Origin of the sequence: Mycolicibacterium agri, assembly GCF_002553505.1 — a bacterium.
GTDB lineage: Bacteria > Actinomycetota > Actinomycetes > Mycobacteriales > Mycobacteriaceae > Mycobacterium > Mycobacterium agri.
The window spans coordinates 15,563-31,824 of record NZ_PDCP01000006.1; the positions used below are offsets into that span (position 1 = coordinate 15,563).

The following is a 16,262-nucleotide window of genomic DNA, read 5'->3' on the forward strand; positions in this document are numbered from 1 at the left end:
GTTCGCCGTTGGTGACGATCGAGATCGGGACGCTCGTGGTGCCCTGCGCGAGGTCGGTGCGCTCGGCGTCGCCTTCGGGGGGGTGGCGGCGGCGGGAGCTATTCGTCGGCGGAGCCGGAGGCCTCGTCGGTCGAGGCGTCGTCGCTCGGGGCGTCTGGGGCGTCCGAGCCCTCCGGCGAGGCGTCCAACACGCTGACCGCGATGCCGTACGGCAGGAAGCGCACCTTGCGCCTCGGATCGGTGTTGTTCTTGTTGGCCCGAAGCGCCTCGAGTTCGGTGGCGTACACCTCCTCGACATGGGCCTTGCCCTCGTCGTCGACGGTGTAGATCGCCCACACCCCGTCCCCGGTCTCCCCGGTGGTCTCCGGTTCACGGCGCTGCCGTCGGGAGATCTCATCGAAGAGCACGCTCCATCCGGCCCGCTCACCGGTCATGTCGAAGAGCCTGCCGAAGGCGTCGCGCAACCCCTCGCCTGCCTCGCGGATCACTCGATCGAAGTCGTCCGGATCGAATCCGAACGGGCCGTTACCACTCATCTGTTCATTCTGCCACCGAGACACACCGGGCCCGCGGAAATGCGCAGCGACTATCCCCAGGGCGAAGGCTGATACGGGTACTGCGGCTGGTAAGGCGGCTGGTAGGGAGGCTGATACGGCGGCGGCTCAGGGGTCGGCCCCTGATTGGGCACCTGGATGGGCACCGGCACCGGCACGAACGGGACCCTGACGTACGTCGTGGTCATCGACGGCGTCGTCGTGGTCGTCGTTGTAGTGGTGGTCGTCGTCGTGGTTGTGGTGGTTGTGGTCGTCGGTGACGTCGTCGTCGTGGTCGGCGACGTCGTGGTGGTTGTCGTGGTGGTGGTCGGCTCGGTGGTCGTCGGCGCAGGCACCTCGCTGGTCACCGTCACCGTTTCTGGCGGCGGCGGTGGTGGCGGCGGCGGTTCGGGGTTCTGCGGCGGAGGCGGCGGCTCCGGGTTCTCCGGCTGCGGAGGCGGCGGTGGTTGCGGCGGCTCAGGCTCGGGTTGTTTCGGCGGTTCCGGTGCGGGTTGGTTCGGCGGTTCGGGCTCGGGCTGTTTCGGCGGCTCGGGACGCGGCTCCTCGCTGGCCTTGGTCCCTTCCGAAGCGCTGGTCAACGCGTAGGCCACGCCGCCGACGGCGACAACGGCGATGACGGCCGCGACGCCGACCACCAGCGCCGTGACGCGGTGCCACGGCCGGTGTTCGGAGTAGATGCTGCCGGTGGTCGGCAGGTACTCGACGGCAGGTCGCGGATCAGCATCGGGCAGCTCGTAGGGGTTTTCGCCGGTGTACGGGACGACGTCGTCGCCGCCTTCCTCCTGCGACCACGCCAACGCCCGAAACGTCGCCGAGCCCTCGTCGGGTTGCGGGACGTCGTACACCGGACCGGCGACGGTCGCGTCGGTGGCGGCGGGGGCGGCTCCGGTCGGGGCGTCGGCTGCCATGGCGGTGGCCGCGTTGGCCCCGGTCGGTGCGTCGGCGTCGGCGCCGAACGCCGCGAACAGCGCTGCCCGACGGCGGCGTCGAGAGCCGGGCGCGGCGTGGTGACGAGCGGAAGTTGAGTGTGTTCGCTAATGCGTTGTGCGACAAGCGGAATGCTGGCGCCGCCACCTACGATGGCGACGGCGGTCAGGCCTGTCGGCGCGATCCCGTTGCGTTCGGTCAATTCATCGAGGGCCGCGGTAACGCCGTCGAGCGGCCTGCGGATGAGTTCCTCCAGCTCATCGCGGGTCACCCGGATGTCGGTCCGGTAGCCGGGCAGGTCGAGCACCAACTGCGTTGCCGTCTCCGCTGAGAGCCGCTCCTTTGCCCGGCGGCATTCGTCGCGCAGCTTGGCCAGCGACTCCACCGCGGTGGTGCCCGCGGGATCGGCGTTGTCGCCGAGGTTGTCCAGGACGTGTGTCAGCAACGCCTGATCGATCAAATCGCCGGAGAAGTCGGCCACCCGCACGGTCTCGCCCACCGGCTCGAACTGCGCCGCGGCGTCGGCCAGCGTGACGCTGGTGCCGCTGCCGCCGAAGTCGAGCAGTGCCACCACACCGTCGGCGGCGATGCCCGGGTTGGCCTGCAAGGCCGTCAGCGCGGCGACCGCGTCGGAGACCACCCGAACCGGCCGCGCCGTCTGCGCCAGCGTCTTGCTGGTGGCCAGCGCGCTGCGCAGCGCCCACGTCGTCGCGGCATTCCAATGCGCGGGAACCGCGATCGCGACATCGGTCGAGGGTCCGCCGCCGAGTTCAACCATCCCGTCGAGGGCTTCGACCAGAAGTTGTTCAGCCAGGTAGCTCGCGCCGTCGGCAGTTACCAACGGCACACGGTCGCCGACGCGTTCGACGAAACCGGTGATCGTTCCGCCGGATTTGGCGAGTGTCAGCATCGAGCGGCGCGTCACTGGTTGATTTCCGACACGCGCCGCGACCAGATTGGTTGTCCCGACCGACAACCCCAAAGGGTCGCTCATAACGGGCCACACCATAGCGTTGAAAAGGGCATATATCGCTCAGACACTCCATACCCAGGCCATTTGAACGGCCTTACGGCACCGTCGATTTGACGGCTTGCGTTTTCGGCATCGTCATGCAGGGTACTGGCAGTGCCATGACGTCACTGTGGCTGGCCGACAGAGCAAATCACCCTTCGGCGCCAAGCCCTTTGCTAGAGGCAGAGCGGGAGGCCGACGTCGTTGTCGTCGGCGCAGGCATCACCGGCCTTGTCACCGCGGTGTTGCTGGCCAGGGCGGGCAAGAACGTGCTCGTGCTCGAAGCGCACTCCGCAGGCGCGGGTGCAACCGGCAACACGACCGCGAAAATCAGCCTGCTGCAAGGCACCAAGCTGTCGAAAATCGTTGCCAAACACGGCGCTAAACGCGCCACGCAGTATCTGGAAGGCAACCGCGAGGGCCAGCAGTGGTTGATCTCGCACTGTGAGGCGCGCGGAATCTCGGTGCAGCGCGAGGACGCCTACACGTACGCCCAGTCGGAGTCGGGTGTGCCGTCTGCCCGCGCCGAACTGGAGGCATGCGAGGCCGCAGGGCTGGACGCGGAATGGGTCGACGAGGCGGATGTGCCGTTCCCGTTCCACGGCGGCGTGCGCCTGCCGCAGCAGGCGCAGTTCGATCCGATGCCGTTCTTGGACAGCTTGATCGTCGAACTCGACGAGCGCGGCGGACGCCTCGTGGAAGGCGTTCGGGTGCAGAAGGTTTCGGGTGAGGACGGCCGATTGACGCTGAATGTGCGCACCGCGGAAGCCGACGAGTTCGACGTCTATGCCGAACAGTGCGTGCTTGCGACCGGAATTCCGATTCTGGACCGTGGCGGATTCTTCGCGCGACTCAAGCCCAACCGGTCGTACTGCATGGCCTACCGCGTGCCAGGCGACATCACCAGCGGCATGTACATCTCGACCGACTCTCCGACGCGCTCGGTGCGCTACGCGCCGACGGCCGACGGGCAGCGGTTGATCGTCGGCGGTGCGGGCCATCCCGTCGGCCACGCGAAGACGCCGTCGTCGTCGGTGCAGGAGCTCGATGCATGGGCGAAGATGCACTACCCCGGCGCCATGCAGACGCATTACTGGTCGGCGCAAGACTATTCGCCGATCGACGAGCTGCCCTATGTCGGCCCGATCCTGCCCGGCAACGACAACATCTTCGTCGCAACGGGTTTCGACAAGTGGGGCATGACGAACGGCACGGCAGCGGCCCTGGCCCTGTCGAGCCGGATACTGGGCGGCCGGATGGACTGGGCCGAGGCGTTCGCGAGCTGGAGTCCCCACGAGCTGTCAGGCATCCCCAAGGCGATGCTGATGAACGCCGAAGTGGGGCTGTATCTGGCCAGGGGGTGGATCACGCCGGTCACCCGCACGCTGAGCCGCAGCCCCGAGGAGGGCGGGGTCGTCAGCGGTCCGCCGTGGCGGCTGGAAGGCCGCGCCGTCGTCGACGGCGTCGAGCACCGGGTTTCACCGGTCTGCCCGCACCTTGGCGGCATCGTTAACTGGAACGACTCGGACGAGGCCTGGGAGTGCCCGCTGCACGGCTCACGGTTCGCGCCCGACGGCAAGCTGCTTGAAGGTCCTGCGACCCGGGATCTCACCCCTGCTCAGTAGTATCCCCGCATGGGCGATATCGACGAGATCAAGCGGGTCAAGTACCGCTACCTACGGGCGCTGGACACCAAACACTGGGACGAGTTCGCCGACACGCTCACCGAGGACATCGTCGGCGACTACGGGAGCTCACTCGGTGAGGAACACCATTTCACCGACCGCGACTCGCTGGTGGAGTTCATGCGAAACGCGATGCCCGCCAACGTGCTGACCGAGCACCGCGTCACCCACCCCGAGATCGACGTCGACGGCGACGAGGCCACCGGCACCTGGTACCTGCAGGACCGCGTCATCGTGCCCGACTTCAACTTCATGCTCTACGGCGCCGCCTTCTACCACGACCTGTATCGACGCACACCGGACGGCTGGCGGATCTGCGCCACCGGGTACGAACGTACCTACGAGGTGAACATGTCCACCGAGTCGATCACCAACTTCAAGGTGACACCCGGTGCGGCACTGAACATTTGACCATTATTGCGTGACGGCGATGAGCGCGCCCGGCCGCAGCCACCGAATGATCTCCACCAAGGTCCCGTCGTCAATGGCCACGCATCCCGCGGTCGGGCCGCCGTCGGTGGCGTGCAGGAAGAACGCCCCACCGTTGCCGGGGACGCGCTCTTTGTTGACGCCCATCACCACGGCGTGCACGTACTGCGGAATGTGAAGATTCTCGGTGCCGCTGGCCGGATCGGTGTTGAACGGGCACTCCGACTTCTTGCACACCTGCATGGTGTTGTAGGTCGGGCTCTTCATGTCGCCGTCCCACCAGTGATCGGGCGTCACCTGCACGTACTGCAGCCCGCCGCCCGGATTCGGCGCGGTGCCGAACGCGAAGTCCAGCGTGAAGATGCCCATCGGCGTCTTTTGTTGGCCGTCATGGGTTTCCGGGGCCATGCCGTTGGCACCGACCCATGCGGGAATACCGACCCGAATGGGTTGCCATCCCGCCGCCGTTCGCTGGAAGACATCGATTTTGGCTTTCGAGCCATCCTGCCCCACAACGGATATCACCTGGGTGGCGTTGCCGACCTTCGGCGCGAACCACGGCGTGTACTCGGCGTCGGCGGCCGGCGCGCACACCACACCCAGCCCGAACGACACCGCAGCCAGCAGCGGGATCAGCCATCGGCGCACCGGCTCATGGTTGCACACGATCAGGGCGTTGCCGGGGCACGGAGAAGGTCGGCGAGCCACGCGTTCCACTTGGACCGCTCGCCGGCCGCCGTCTGGGCGGCATCCGCGCCGTAGAAGAACAAGCTCACGATGCCGCTCGCCTGGCCGCCCGGCTGACAGGTGCCCACCACCGCGACCCCTTCGGTGGGCTCGTCGAGCCGGAGCATCACCTCGCGCGACCGCCCGTCCTGATGCACGCGCTCGATGACACCGGCAAGGCGCGGCGATCCGGGCGACGTCTCCCTGCGCTCGCCGACGTTGCCGCCGGCAAGGTTCAACGCGGTGGACAGCGTGCGCCACATGTCGGCCTGGTCGCCGGGCTGGTGCACGACGGCGTGAACGGCGGCCGCGGGCCGGCCCGGATAGTGCCGCAGATATACCCGCAGCGCCTCGATGAAACCCGGCCAGCCGGTCTCGAAGGATTCGAGTTGGTCGTCCCAGTCGTCGGTCGAACTGGTCAGGCTGTGCACCATCCGCACAACGCAGCGGTGGCGTAGGGCCGGGACGGTTGTCAACGGCCGGATGCGGCTACCTTGGCGTCATGCCACTGCGTCGAAATCCACAAGGGCTGCAAGGCCTGACCCAGATCGGTCAGGGCCTCGGCACGCTCGACCGCGAAGTCTTCGAAGCGGTGGCGGAGTCGCCGAGTCCGCTGCTTGACGCCACCATGCCGCGGCTGAGCTGGGCCGCCGACCACTCCAAGCTGTGGTTCGCCGTCGCCGCCGGCTTGGTGGCTACCCGCCACCCGTCCACGGTCCGCGGCGCGATCCGCGGCGTGGTCAGCCTCGGGGTCACCAGCCTGGTCACCAATCAATTCGCCAAGCGCGTTTGGAAGCGCCCGCGGCCTAACCGGGCGACGGTGCCCTTGCACCGGCAGAGCAGACGCTTTCCCACGTCGAACTCGCTGCCGTCGGGGCATTCGGCGAGCGCCGCCGCGTTCGCGGTCGGGGTGGGGCTGGAGAACCCGCCGCTCGGGCTGGGGCTGGCGCTGCTCGGTGGGCTGGTCGGGCTGTCCCGCGTCGTCGTCGGCGCGCACTATCCCGGCGACGTGTTCGCGGGCTTCGGCATCGGAGCCGGCATCGCGGTGCTCGGCGCCCGCATCGTGCCGCCGATCGTGCCGACGCAGGTTCTGGCCGCCGACCCGCTGCGCGTCGACACCCCGCCCCGCCCGGACGGCAAGGGTGTGGTGCTGGTGATCAACCCCGCATCCGGCGGTGGCACCGGATCGCGAGTCGTCGACGAGGTGCGCGAGGCCCTGCCTGCCGCCGAGATCGTCGAACTCGGCGACGACGCCGACGTCGCCGCTGCACTGGACGAGGCCGCACAGCGGGCCGATGTGCTGGCCGTCGGCGGCGGCGACGGCACCGTGTCGTGCGCGGCAGGCATCGCGGTCAAGCACGGCATCCCGCTCGCGGTGTTTCCCGGCGGCACCTTCAATCATTTCGCCAAGGACATCGGCTGTGACACCGTCGCCAAGACGGTCGAGGCGATCCGGCGCGGCAGTGTGGCATGCGTCGACCTGGTGTGTATGGACGACGATCGCATCGTCATCAACACCGCCAGCATCGGTGCGTACCCGAGGTTCGTGCGGATCCGCGAAAAGCTCGAGCACAAGATCGGCAAGCCACTGGCGACGCTTTACGCAATGGTGCTCACGCTGCGCCACGCCGAGCCGGTGCGCATCAGTTACGACAACAAGACGTTGCAGACATCGCTGTTCTTCCTTGGCAATTCGACGTATCTGCCGTCGGGCTTCGCGCCGTCACGACGCACCAGGATGGATGACGGCCTCATCGACGTCCGGATTCTGGAGACCGGCAGGCGGTTCGCCCGGCTGCGGATCATCACCTCGCTGATGCTCGGCAGGTTGGAGCGCAGCCCGCTCTACCACGAGCTGCGGGTGCCCGAGTTCTCGTTCTCCGTCGTCGACGGCTCCACCATCCTGGCGCACGACGGCGAACTCGGCAGCGAATGCACGGGCGCGGATTTCAGCGTGAAATACCGGGCGCTGCCGGTGTTTCGCCCGCTTCCGTGACGGGTGCGACGGGCGGCGCCACCAGCCACACGAGGACGAACCACACGTAGCCAAGCGCCCATCCCGCCAACACGTCGGAGGGGTTGTGCACGTTGAGGATCACCCGTGCCGCCCCGATCACCACCACGACGGCCGCGCCTGCGACGCACAGCCAGATCCGCCCGCCACCGCCCACGTGGGGCAGCACGACGGTGAGCACCGCCAGCACCGCCACCATCAACCCCAGCGCATGCCCGGACGGAAACGACGTCGACCACGCATACACCAGCGCCTCCGACGGCCGCGGCCGGTCCGCGGCGGCCTTGGCCAGTTCGGTGACCAGCCCGCTGACTTCCACCGTCAACGCGAGAAACACCGCGACGCGGAAGTTGCGCCGCACCAAGGCCACAACGATCCACACCAGCGTCGCCAACCGGAACGCGCCCGGTCCCAGCACCGTGCAGAGCACGTCCCAGAACGTCACCCATCCGGGGCGGACACTGCCGTATTCGTGCAACGCCGAGATCGCCGACGTGTCCATCGCATGGACCCACTGCCATTGCTGCGTGAAACCCACCCACAGCGCGACATACAGCGTCAACGCGACTGCTGAGAGGCCCACGAGCCGGCCGTTCCGCGCTGTCATTCCTCCAACGTTTACCACGCTGCGGCTACCGTGCAGGTATGGCCGTGTTTCTGCGCAAGCTGCTCCGCATCGGTGCGCTGCCCGACGCGCTGCGCACCGAAGTCGAATCCGAGGGCGTGCTCTTCCTCGCCGAATACGTGCCGGTGACGCGGCGGTTCAGCGGGTCGGTTCCCGGTAAGCGCGCCAACACCGACATCGCGAGCTACGTCGGCTCGCTGGTGTTCACGTCGCAGCGCGCGCTCGCGACGCTGTCCTCGCTGCCCAAGCTCGCCGGGCGAACCATCGACCAGAGGTGGGATGGCGCGCAGACAGGCGCCGTCAAGGCCCACATCTCCGACACGGGTTTGCACATCGAGGCCGACATCGCCGATATCGACCCGAAATTCCACGGCCATCTCTCACTCAACTACAAGACGCCGATTCCCGACGAGGTGGTGACGCGGCTGCCGCGCACGTCGCTGGCCTTCGATGTGCCACCCGAATACGTCCTGCGGGCGGTCGGCGTTCCCCCCGAAGGCCTGGACTAGCCGCGGCTCAGCCAGCTCAGCCATCGATGTGTGTCGGCGGGTCGGCGAACACGAAGTCCAGCGACTGCTGATTCGGACCCATCACCCCGCAGTGCTTCACCGGCACCAGATGAGTGCTCAGCCCGCTGGGCACCCACTGGGCGACTCCGATGCAACGTTGCCAGGTGCCGTCGGGTTGCACGGGCCCGTCGCACTTGCTGATGACCGGTCCTCCGTACAGACAGCCGGCGCTGGCCGGCGGCGCCGTGGCGATCAGCCCCACGCCTGCCAGCAGCACCGCCACCCCCGCGATCCGCATGGTCACGATCTGCCTCCCGTCGATGACGGTACCGCCTGGACGAATATTTGCGCCTTTCCTGGATAACTTGCTTTCTGGATGAGCGCACTTGGTTCGACGTCGAAGGCATCACTCCGATGGAGGTGTCCTATCCGGTGCTGTGGCGCAACCTCACCTAGATCGTGGGCACCGTGCTGGAAGCCCTCGGCCAGGATCCGCGGCTGGCGCCGCCGACGGCGCTGGAACGTCAGACCGATCAACGCTCCGACGAGTGGGTGGACCGCTACCGCGCCGACGCCGAACGTGACGGTCTTCCGACCTGACCGCGCTCAGATGACCTGAGCCACCATGAACACCCGCTGGAACGGGAAGAACGTGCGACCGTCCGGACGCATCGGGTAGGCCTCGTTGAGCAGCGGAATGAGTTGCTGCTGAAACTGATGCCACGCTTCATCGGACAACCGGTCGATGACCGGCCGCAGCGCCGTGCCGGTGACCCACTTCAGCACCGGGTTCTCGCCGGTCAACTCGTGGATGTAGGTCGTCTCCCAGGCGTCGACCCGGCATCCGGCGTCGGTCAGCATGCCCGCGTACTCTTCGGCGGAGCTGACCACCTTGCCGTCCCGAAACGGGACGTCGCGCAGTTGGTTTGCGAACGGCTCGCGGCGGATCACCGTGCGGACGGCCACGTGCGACGGCGCCCGGAAATTCCGTGGCATCTGCACCGCGATCCACGACCCCGCAGGCAACTCACGCGCCCAGCGGACCAGCAGTTCGGCGTGTTCGGGCACCCATTGCAGGGCGGCGTTGCTCACCACCACATCGGTGTCGGGCTTCGGCGTCCAGGACCGAATGTCACCGACCTGCGCGTCGACGCCTTTTTCCCTGGCCGCCTCCACCATGTCCGGTGAGCTGTCCCACGCCTCGATCGTCGCGTTCGGCCAGCGTTCTGCGAGGGCGGCAGTGAGATTCCCTGGGCCACAACCCAAGTCGACGACGCGACGCGGATTGTCGGCTGCCACCCTGGAGACCAGGTCGAAGAAGGGGCGGCCGCGGTGATCGGCGAAATTGAGGTAGACGTCGGGATTCCACATGACACACAGTCTTGCACCGGCCAGTGTCCGGCCACCCACAGGCGGTTCACAGCGGCGACCAAGCCTGCACGACAGCAATGCGCGGCACGGTGATCGTCATGACTGCCGTCATTGACAGGCGTCCGCGAATCGTGCTCGCCGCGCTGCTCATCGCCACGGCAGCGCTGTACCTGGTGAACCTGTCGGCGAGCGGGTACGGCAACCTCTTCTACGCCGCCGCGGCGCAGGCGGGCGCACAAAGCTGGTCGGCCTGGTTCTTCGGCTCGCTCGATGCGCACAACTTCATCACCGTCGACAAGCCTCCGGCGTCGCTGTGGGTGACCGGGCTCGCGGTCCGCCTGTTCGGCATGAACACCTGGTCGGTGCTGGCGCCGCAGGCTTTGATGGGTGCGGCCTCGGTGGGAGTCCTTTACGCCACCGTGCGCAGGGCCTTCGGCGGCGACCGCATCGGCACGGCGGCCGGACTGCTCGCGGGCGCGGCGCTGGCAGGCACGCCCGCCGCGGCGCTGATCTTCCGCTTCAACAACCCCGACGCGCTGCTGGCGCTCGTGCTGACCGTTGCGGCGTACTGCCTGACCCGCGCCGTCGCGACGGCATCCTGGCGGTGGCTGGCGCTGACCGGTGTGGCGATGGGGGTGGCGTTTCTGACCAAGATGTTCGAGGGCTTTCTTCCGCTGCCCGGTTTCGCGCTGACGTATCTGCTTGTCGCGCCGACGAGTTGGCGTCACAGGCTCGTCCACCTGCTCGCGGCGGCGGGTGCACTGGTCGCCGCCGCGGGATGGTGGGTGCTCGCGGTCGCGCTGATTCCGCCGACGCAGCGCCCCTACATCGGCGGTTCGACGGACAATACCGTGCTGCAACTGGCGGTCGGCTACAACGGCATGAGCCGGATACTGGGCCACAAAAGGGCGGTGTCGCACGCATGGTCCAGGCTCGGCGGCATGCCAGGACCGCACCGGCTCTTCACCGCGGAGATGGCCAACGAGGTGTCCTGGCTACTGCCCGCGGCTCTGCTGGCCGCCGCATTCGGTGTCTACCTGCTGTTGCGTAGCCGGCTCGGCCGTGGCGAGAAGGCCGCGTTGACCATGTTCACGGGTTGGCTGCTGGTCAGCGGCCTCGTGTTCAGTTACATGGACGGCATGGTGCACCCGTATTACACGGTCGCGATGGCCCCTGCGGTTGCGGGCCTGGTCGGCATCGGCGCGGCGTGGGCATGGCGGGACCGGGCCCGATGGGACGGCCGCGTGGTACTGGCCGCGATGATCGCCATGACCGCCGCCTGGTCCGCAATACTGCTGCACCGCAACGCCTTCTGGCCGACATGGCTGACGCGGTGCCTTGTCGTTGTCGCGGTCGTCGCCGCGGTCACGGTGCTGGGGCTTGGTGCGCGCCGGCTCGGCGCCGCCGGGGTCGCGGTCGGCGTGCTGGCCGCGGGCTGCGGCACGGTCGCGTATGCGATCGCCACGGCCACCACGCCGCACCACGGCACGATTCCGACCGCGCTGGCGTCGACCGCTGGCCCACCGCACGATTGGACCGGTGACGAGGCCAGCAACGCGCAACTCGCCAAGGAGTTGGCCGCCACCACGACCGAATGGTCGGCGGCGACCAACGGGTCGCAGTCGGCGGCCGCGCTGGAAATCTCCTCGGGCACACCGGTGATGGCGATCGGCGGATGGAGCGGCGACCCGGTGCCCACCCTGCAGACCTTCATCGACGACGTGCGGGCGGGCCGCATCACCTACTACATCGAGGCGGGACGCCGAGACGACGATTCCGAGGCGGGACGCCGAGACGACTATTCAGAGGCGGGACGCCGAGACGACTATTCAGAGGCGGGACGGCGCCGGGACACTCCAGGTGGCGGCCACGGTGAGGTGATCTTCGGCCCGAACCACACCGGGACTCACACCCGCGAGATCGCCGAATGGGTGGCCAAGCACTATCCGGGCACGGTGATCGGCCAGACCACGGTGTACCGCCTGACGTAGCGTTTCTGCGGTGGCTACCATCGGCCCGTGTCCATCTCCCCGGGATCCGACGACGCCGTCGACCCGCCCATCCCGGTTCCCGACGTTCCCGGCGCCGACGCGACCGCGCGAGGCCTGCCGAGACGCGGCGACCTGACGCTCCGGCAGCGGCTGATCGTCGACTCCTCCGCGGTGGCCGATCTCGGCTTGCGCACGGCGTTGGCGTCGGTGGTCGGCGCGGCGATGCTGCCGCAGGTCGCCATGTCGGTGCTGGACCGGCCGAAGGCGTCGGCGCAACGCGACGCGCTGCGCTTCTACGCCGAAATGGCCGCCGCCAAGGATCCTGCGCTGTCGTTTCCGGCGCCGACGGAGCCGCCGCGAATCTCGTCGCGGCCTGCTAATCCGGTGGCGGAATGGATGGCCAACGGCCGCGTGCACAACCTGAAGTTCAAGAGCAGCTTCGCGGCCGTCAATCCGGCGATGCGCGACAAATGCGGCTCGTATGCCCGCAACAACGTTGTGCATGCCCAGCATTGGCGCCACGACGACGGTCCCCACCCGACTTTGTGCGTGATTCACGGATTCATGGGATCAGCCTACCTGCTCAACGGCATGTTCTTCTCGCTGCCGTACTTCTACCGGTCGGGCTACGACGTGCTGTTGTACACCATGCCGTTTCACGGCCGCCGCGCCGAAAAGTATTCGCCGTACAGCGGTTACGGGTTGTTCGCCAACGGGTTCGCCGGGTTCGCCGAGGCCATGACGCAGGCCGTGCACGACTTCCGGTCAATGATCGATTATCTGGAGTTCACCGGCGTCGACCGAATCGCGCTGACCGGGATGTCGCTGGGCGGCTACACCTCGGCGTTGATCGCCAGTGTCGACGACCGTATCCAGGCGGTGATCCCGAACGTTCCGGTGGTGATGCCCGATGCGTTGGTCGAAGAGTGGTGGCCGGCCAACATGCTGGTCGCGCTCGGCGACAGGATCACGAGCACCGAACGTGAACTATCAAGCGCTGCAGCAATGTTCCATTCGCCACTGAACTACTCTCCGATGGTGCCGAAGGACCGTCGGCTGATCATCGCCGGTCTTGGCGACCGGTTGGCGCCGCCGCAGCAGGCGCAGGTGCTGTGGGAGCACTGGGGCCGGTGCGCGTTTCACTGGTTCCCGGGCAATCACATCCTGCACGTCAGCCAGCCCGACTATCTGCGGAGAATGACGCGCTTCATGCGCGGCTTCATGTTCAGTTGACGCGGCGCCAAGATGTTCGCAGCGAACCGGCTCACGTCTTGACGGCGTTGACCAACCTGATGTCGCTGAACATCGCCGCTGCTTCAGAGTCTGGACCGGGCACCGGCCGGTCGTTGCGCCGGCAGTAATCCGGCAACGACACCGCTTCGGTTCGCCATCCGCGATTGCCGAACCATTCCTCGGCGGGTGCGTGTTGCTCGTTGTAGATCAGGCTGAAGAACTGGCCCTCGTTGCCCTCGGCCCGCTCCTGCTCGCGGGCCTTCTCGAAGTCGGCCTCGGTCATCGGACCGGCCTCCTCCACGGCGACGTGGCTGCGGGGCGCCGACAGATCGTCGATACCGGTAAAAAGCTGGCGCTGCGCGGCGGCGGGAAGGTAGATCAGCAGACCCTCGACCAGCCACGCCGACGGCGCTGCGGGATCGAGGCCGGCTCCAAGCAGCGCCCGCGGCCAGTCCTCGCGCAGATCGACGGCGACCTCTCGACGTTCGGCGGTCGGGGTTTCGTCCCGGGAGTCGAGGACGTCGCGCTTGAACTGCAGCACCTGCGGTTGATCCAGTTCGAACACCACGGTGCCTGCGGGCCAGGCGAGCCGGTAGGCGCGGGAGTCCAAACCCGCCGCGGGAATCACGATCTGGCGGACGCCCGCGTCGGCGGCGGCGTAGAGACAAGTGTCGAAGAACTTGGTCCGCACCGCCTGGTAGTTGACGAAGTGTTCGCCGAACTCCGACATCAGCTTGTTGTCGGGGGCCTTGCCGTCCAGGATGTCCGCCCACTCGCCGCCAACCGCACGGCAGAACGTCTCGGCATACGGGTCGACGACGAGTGGGGCCGGCTTGTTGGCCTCCAGCGCGCGTGAGGCCGCGACGAACAAGGCGGTGGCGCCAACGCTCGTCGTGATGTCCCAGGTGTCGTTGTCGGCTCGCATAAGCCCGGTTATACCCGAGCATTCTGTCAGCGCGCCGACGTGCCAGCTGTCACCATGATTCGGTGGGCGACGGGCGCGTGCGCTATGTCCGCAACGGTGATGTCAGGCTGGCTTACCGCGTGTACGGCGACAGCGAGCCGACGCTGGTGTGGGTGCCCACCGTGTTCAGCAGCATCGACCGCTACGACGACCCCGCATTCCCGTGGTGCGTCGCCGTCCAACGGCTGTCCCAACAGTTGCGCGTCGCCGTCTACGACGGCCGTGGAACCGGTTTGTCCGATCCGGTGCTGCGGGCGCCCACGCTCGATGACCGGGTGAACGATCTCGTCTGCGTCATCGACGCCGTGGGCGCGCAACAACCGATTCTCCTCGGACTCTTCACCGGCGGAATGACAGCGCTCGCATTGGCGACCCGGCATGCCGACAGGCTCCGGTCACTGTTCCTGTACGCCACCGCGGCCCGCTTCACCCAGGCTCCGGATTTCCCGTGGGGATTCACCGGCCGACAGGTGGAGCAATACCTGCACGAGATCGACGAGCGCTGGGGCGAAGGCGCGTTCGCCGACTTGGTGTTCGGCGAGTCGGCCCAGGTTCCCGGCGTACGCGAACAGTGGGGCCGGGTGGAGTCCTCACTCGCCAGCCCGGCCATGGCCGCTTTGTTGTGGCGGGCCTACCTCGCCGAAGACGTGCGCGACGTGATCGGCCGCGTCGCGGTGCCCACCGTCGTGGCCGCCAGACCCGGCGACCACATGGTGCCCTACGAGGCGTCGGTGGCGCTCGCGAACGGCATACCCGGTGCGGAACTCCTCACGCTTCCACCGGGCGAGCATCACGCCTTCGACATCGTCGACCTGCTCATCGAGAAGTTGTTGAACTTCTGTGAAAGTCCTTGTGCAGCAACCAATGAACGCATTCTGGCCACGGTGCTGTTCACCGACATCGTCAGCTCGACCGAGCAACTCAGCGCGTCGGGCGATGAGTACTGGCGTCATCAACTCGATGTCCACGACGGCATCGTCGACGCGCTACTGACCAAACACGGCGGTCGACGGGCCAACCACACCGGCGACGGGGTGTTCGCGCTGTTCGACGTGCCGAGCCGGGCGGCGCGCTGCGCGCTCGAACTGGTGCCCACGCTCGCGTCTCGTGGCCTGCGGATTCGCGCGGGGTTGCACGTCGGCGAATGCGAACACCGCGGCGACGAGTGGAGCGGGCTGGCGGTGCACACCGGCGCGCGTGTGTGCTCGATGGCAGGTGCCGCCGAGATCCTGTGCACCCGCACCGTGCACGATCTCGCTGCCGGCTCCGGCGTGGTGTTCGAAAGCGTTGGCCCGCAAGCCTTCAAGGGCCTGCCGGAGGTGATCGACGTCTACCGCGTCACCGCGGGATGACTAAACCAGGGGTCGCCCGGTACGGATCCGCCAGTCGAGATCCTTGAGTAGCACGTTGAATGGGAACTCGCGAACGAACTTCGGCATCAGGTCGTTGACGAACTTTATGCGCCGCATCAAGCGATCAAACCGGCGTTGCCTTTGCTCATCCCACGGCAGCCGCATCTCGTCGCGGAAGCGTTGCGGCAGAAAGCCGGTCGTGATGAGCAGGTTGATGTCGTCGAGCCGGCGCTGCAGTGGCGCGGGCAGCTTGACCTTGCGCACACGTCCCATCGCAATCGGCATGAGGAAGTCGCGCACCCTGTCGTCGATGTGCACCTTGGCCATCGACTCCTCCCAGAACCCGTCGAAGGCGGCCTGGTCGGCGGGCCACATCTCACGGGGCACCTGCAGCATCGTGCCGAGCCCGATGCCCTCCTCCATCAGAAGCTCTTCCGCTTCGTCGTCCGGTTCGCCAACGAAGATCCGGTAGACGTCGCGCACGCCCTTGTACAGGCAGGCGCCGACCCACAGCTGAAGTTCGGGGTCGAATGCGTTGTAGGACACCGGGCTTTCGTCGGTCGAATACACCTGCGCGTGCTGGCGGTTGACCGCACGGCGAAAAGCCGCCTTCTGCTCCGGCGTGCCCTGCGCCGCCACGGCGAGATAGGTGAACGTCGTGCGCGCCCGCTTGATCGGATGCCGGTCGATGCGGCCGCTCTCCACCCGGCTTTCCACCACGCCGTAGCCCACGCCGGGCCGGGACAACTGCATGATCACGTTGGCGGCCCCGGCCAGCAGGCCGACACCCAACATGCCGCCGACGGCGTCCGGTCGGCGGCGGAGCAGTGGGCCGCGGGTCTGCAGGATCGCCATTGATTCCACCTACCG

Annotated in this window: 15 protein-coding genes and 2 pseudogenes; 8 read left to right on the plus strand and 9 right to left on the minus strand. The window is 67.5% G+C overall.

Annotation, left to right across the window (positions count from 1 at the left end; all coding sequences use genetic code 11):
• Nucleotides 1–98: 98 nt before the first annotated feature.
• Nucleotides 99–536, minus strand: coding sequence for an Rv0313 family protein (locus tag CQY20_RS04895; RefSeq protein ID WP_097938605.1), 438 nt, complete (start codon nucleotides 534–536; stop codon nucleotides 99–101).
• Nucleotides 537–586: 50 nt separating this feature from the next.
• A pseudogene (locus CQY20_RS04900) lies at nucleotides 587–2,475 on the minus strand (Hsp70 family protein).
• A gap of 137 nt (nucleotides 2,476–2,612) precedes the next feature.
• Between CQY20_RS04900 and CQY20_RS04905 the strand changes: the two are divergent.
• Entirely contained in the window at nucleotides 2,613–4,118 is a 1,506-nt protein-coding gene (locus CQY20_RS04905) for an FAD-dependent oxidoreductase (RefSeq protein ID WP_097938607.1), read from the plus strand.
• Between the two features lie 9 nt (nucleotides 4,119–4,127).
• Nucleotides 4,128–4,589 carry a nuclear transport factor 2 family protein gene (locus CQY20_RS04910; RefSeq protein WP_097938608.1) on the plus strand — a complete coding sequence of 154 codons (462 nt, stop codon included), beginning with the start codon at nucleotides 4,128–4,130 and terminating at the stop codon, nucleotides 4,587–4,589.
• 3 nt (nucleotides 4,590–4,592) lie between these two features.
• On the opposite strand, the gene CQY20_RS04915 is transcribed toward CQY20_RS04910, so the two are convergent.
• Both CQY20_RS04915 and CQY20_RS04920 read right to left on the minus strand, forming a co-directional pair.
• The gene (locus tag CQY20_RS04915) at nucleotides 4,593–5,255 is read right to left on the minus strand and encodes a L,D-transpeptidase family protein (protein WP_163700988.1); all 663 of its coding nucleotides are present in this window, start codon (nucleotides 5,253–5,255) and stop codon (nucleotides 4,593–4,595) included.
• 20 nt (nucleotides 5,256–5,275) lie between these two features.
• Nucleotides 5,276–5,809, minus strand: coding sequence for a hypothetical protein (locus tag CQY20_RS04920; RefSeq protein ID WP_133119020.1), 534 nt, complete (start codon nucleotides 5,807–5,809; stop codon nucleotides 5,276–5,278).
• 26 nt (nucleotides 5,810–5,835) lie between these two features.
• Between CQY20_RS04920 and CQY20_RS04925 the strand changes: the two genes are divergently transcribed.
• Nucleotides 5,836–7,329 (plus strand): bifunctional phosphatase PAP2/diacylglycerol kinase family protein, encoded by a 1,494-nt coding sequence (locus CQY20_RS04925; protein ID WP_097938612.1) that lies wholly within the window; start codon nucleotides 5,836–5,838, stop codon nucleotides 7,327–7,329.
• Here CQY20_RS04925 and CQY20_RS04930 read toward each other — a convergent pair.
• Nucleotides 7,283–7,954 carry a phosphatase PAP2 family protein gene (locus tag CQY20_RS04930; RefSeq protein WP_097938614.1) on the minus strand — a complete coding sequence of 224 codons (672 nt, stop codon included), beginning with the start codon at nucleotides 7,952–7,954 and terminating at the stop codon, nucleotides 7,283–7,285. The two genes, CQY20_RS04925 and CQY20_RS04930, sit on opposite strands and share 47 nt — an antisense overlap.
• Nucleotides 7,955–7,992: 38 nt before the next feature.
• Between CQY20_RS04930 and CQY20_RS04935 the strand changes: the two genes are divergently transcribed.
• Complete coding sequence (locus CQY20_RS04935) at nucleotides 7,993–8,481, plus strand: type 2 periplasmic-binding domain-containing protein (protein ID WP_097938616.1); 489 nt, start codon at nucleotides 7,993–7,995, stop codon at nucleotides 8,479–8,481.
• A 16-nt stretch (nucleotides 8,482–8,497) separates the two neighbouring features.
• Here CQY20_RS04935 and CQY20_RS04940 read toward each other — a convergent pair whose 3' ends face one another.
• The gene (locus tag CQY20_RS04940) at nucleotides 8,498–8,779 is read right to left on the minus strand and encodes a CDGP domain-containing protein (RefSeq protein WP_097938787.1); all 282 of its coding nucleotides are present in this window, start codon (nucleotides 8,777–8,779) and stop codon (nucleotides 8,498–8,500) included.
• Between the two features lie 83 nt (nucleotides 8,780–8,862).
• Between CQY20_RS04940 and CQY20_RS35120 the strand changes: the two are divergent.
• Nucleotides 8,863–9,081: pseudogene (locus CQY20_RS35120) on the plus strand (Stf0 family sulfotransferase); the annotation flags it as partial.
• 6 nt (nucleotides 9,082–9,087) lie between these two features.
• On the opposite strand, the gene CQY20_RS04950 reads toward CQY20_RS35120, so the two are convergent.
• On the minus strand, nucleotides 9,088–9,852 hold the full coding sequence (locus CQY20_RS04950) for a trans-aconitate 2-methyltransferase (RefSeq protein WP_097938617.1): 765 nt from the start codon (nucleotides 9,850–9,852) through the stop codon (nucleotides 9,088–9,090).
• A 98-nt stretch (nucleotides 9,853–9,950) separates the two neighbouring features.
• On the opposite strand from CQY20_RS04950, the gene CQY20_RS04955 reads away from it, so the two are divergent.
• Nucleotides 9,951–11,843, plus strand: a complete 1,893-nt coding sequence (locus tag CQY20_RS04955; RefSeq protein ID WP_097938789.1) for an ArnT family glycosyltransferase — start codon at nucleotides 9,951–9,953, stop codon at nucleotides 11,841–11,843.
• Nucleotides 11,844–11,876: 33 nt separating this feature from the next.
• A complete protein-coding gene (locus CQY20_RS04960; protein ID WP_097938791.1) occupies nucleotides 11,877–13,076 on the plus strand; it encodes an alpha/beta hydrolase family protein in 1,200 nt (399 codons plus the stop codon).
• Between the two features lie 31 nt (nucleotides 13,077–13,107).
• Here CQY20_RS04960 and CQY20_RS04965 read toward each other — a convergent pair whose 3' ends face one another.
• Nucleotides 13,108–14,001, minus strand: coding sequence for a class I SAM-dependent methyltransferase (locus CQY20_RS04965; protein ID WP_097938619.1), 894 nt, complete (start codon nucleotides 13,999–14,001; stop codon nucleotides 13,108–13,110).
• A 62-nt stretch (nucleotides 14,002–14,063) separates the two neighbouring features.
• Between CQY20_RS04965 and CQY20_RS04970 the strand changes: the two genes are divergently transcribed.
• The gene (locus CQY20_RS04970; RefSeq protein ID WP_097938621.1) at nucleotides 14,064–15,392 is read left to right on the plus strand and encodes an alpha/beta fold hydrolase; all 1,329 of its coding nucleotides are present in this window, start codon (nucleotides 14,064–14,066) and stop codon (nucleotides 15,390–15,392) included.
• On the opposite strand, the gene CQY20_RS04975 is transcribed toward CQY20_RS04970, so the two are convergent.
• The gene (locus CQY20_RS04975) at nucleotides 15,393–16,247 is read right to left on the minus strand and encodes an oxygenase MpaB family protein (protein WP_097938623.1); all 855 of its coding nucleotides are present in this window, start codon (nucleotides 16,245–16,247) and stop codon (nucleotides 15,393–15,395) included.
• Nucleotides 16,248–16,262: the final 15 nt, after the last annotated feature.